The following is a 1,606-nucleotide window of genomic DNA, read 5'->3' as shown; positions in this document are numbered from 1 at the left end:
CCCGCGCCGTCACCGAAGATGAAGGCGGTGTTGCGGTCGGTGGGGTCGAGCACGACCGAGAGCGTCTCCACGCCGATCACGACCACGTACTCGGCCGAGCCGGCACGGACCATGTCGGTCGCGATGCCCAGTCCGTAACCGAATCCACCACAGCCCGAGGCGATGTCGAACGCGGGGATGCCGTTGATACCCAGCTCGAAGGCGATCTGCGGCGCGCCGTGCGGGATCTTCGTCTTCCAGCTCAGCGTGGCCAGGAGGATCGCACCGATCTTCTCCTTGGGCACACCGGAGTTCTCGATCGCCCGCTCGGCCGCGGCGATGGCCATCGACTTCGCCGTCTCGTCGCCACTGATGTAGCGACGGTTGCGGATTCCGCTGCGCTCGTAGATCCACTCGTCGGAGGAGTCGAGCGTCTCGCACACCTCGTCGTTGCTCACGATCCGGGTCGGGCGATACGCGCCGATCCCCAGCATCGCGACATTCGGATTACCCTCGTTGATCTTGATGGCGACCATGCATCCCCCTCGTTCGTCTCACCACGCGTGTACGCGGTTCTGAGCTTCTTCCAACGTTGTCGTGAGCAGCAGATCGACGGCGTCGACGCCGTTCTCCAGCAACAGGTCCACCTCGGTGCGCTGGGCGGAGGCGAACGGTTTGAGCACGAAATCGGCCGGGTCCTGGCGTCCGGGTGGACGCCCGATACCCAGACGCACCCGAAGGTAGTCGCGGGAACCCAGCGCCGCCGAGATCGACCGCAGCCCGTTGTGTCCGCCCTCGCCGCCACCGCGCTTGAGACGGACCAGACCGAAGTCGATGTCGAGTTCGTCGTGCACGACGATGACATCGGCGGGCGCGATGGAGAAGAACGAGGCCAACGGACCGATCTGGCGACCGGCCTCGTTCATGAACACCCGTGGCCGGGCGACGAGCACAGACGTCCCGGCCACCGACACCGTCGCGATGTCGGCGCCGGAACGCTTGTGCACCTTGTACCGCTCCGAGGCCCGCTCGACGAGAGCATCGGCGACGGTCATGCCGATGTTGTGTCGAGTGGCCGCGTAGCGCGGCCCCGGGTTCCCGGGGCCGACGACCAGACGCACCTACTCGTCGGTCGAGTCGTCCTTGGACTCGGCGTCCGCGTCGCCCTCGCCCTCGGCGTCCGCATCGCCCTCGGTCTCGTCGGGCAGCAGGTCCTGGTCGAGCTCGGCTTCGAGGTCTTCCTGGGTGGGGGCCTGGTTGACGGCGACGATCAGGGTCTCGGGATCGGTGATGAGGGTGACGCCCTGGGGCAGCTCGAGATCCGAGGCGCTGATGGACACGCCCACGGCCGCGCCCTCGACCGACACGACAATCTGCTCGGGGATCGACATGACGTCGGCCTCGATCTCGACGGTGTTGGCGTCCTGGGTGACCAGGGTGCCGGGGGCGGGGTCGCCCTCGACGATGATCGTGACCTCGACGGTGACCTTCTCGCCGCGCTTGATCACCAGGAGATCGACGTGCTCGATGTAGTTGCGCACGGGGTGGACGTCGACCTGCTTGGTCAGCGCCAGCTGGCTGGAGCCCTCGATGTCGAGGTCGATGACGGCGTTGGTGCCGTTGTTAC

At 66.8% G+C, this 1,606-nt stretch carries 2 protein-coding genes and 1 pseudogene; all 3 read right to left on the bottom strand.

What is annotated here, in order from left to right; genetic code table 11:
- A pseudogene (locus JHC79_RS23725) lies at positions 1-515 on the bottom strand (3-oxoacyl-ACP synthase); the annotation flags it as partial.
- Positions 516-533: 18 nt separating this feature from the next.
- Positions 534-1,100: an aminoacyl-tRNA hydrolase gene (pth, locus tag JHC79_RS23720; RefSeq protein ID WP_296395553.1), complete on the bottom strand. Its 567-nt coding sequence runs from the start codon at positions 1,098-1,100 to the stop codon at positions 534-536.
- Positions 1,101-1,606, bottom strand: a 506-nt coding sequence (locus JHC79_RS23715) for a 50S ribosomal protein L25 (RefSeq protein WP_296395551.1), incomplete at its 5' end; no start/stop codon positions are given.

Origin of the sequence: Williamsia sp., from assembly GCF_016462415.1 — a bacterium.
In the GTDB taxonomy this organism is placed as follows: domain Bacteria; phylum Actinomycetota; class Actinomycetes; order Mycobacteriales; family Mycobacteriaceae; genus Williamsia_A.
This window is presented reverse-complemented; position numbering and strand designations above follow the sequence as displayed.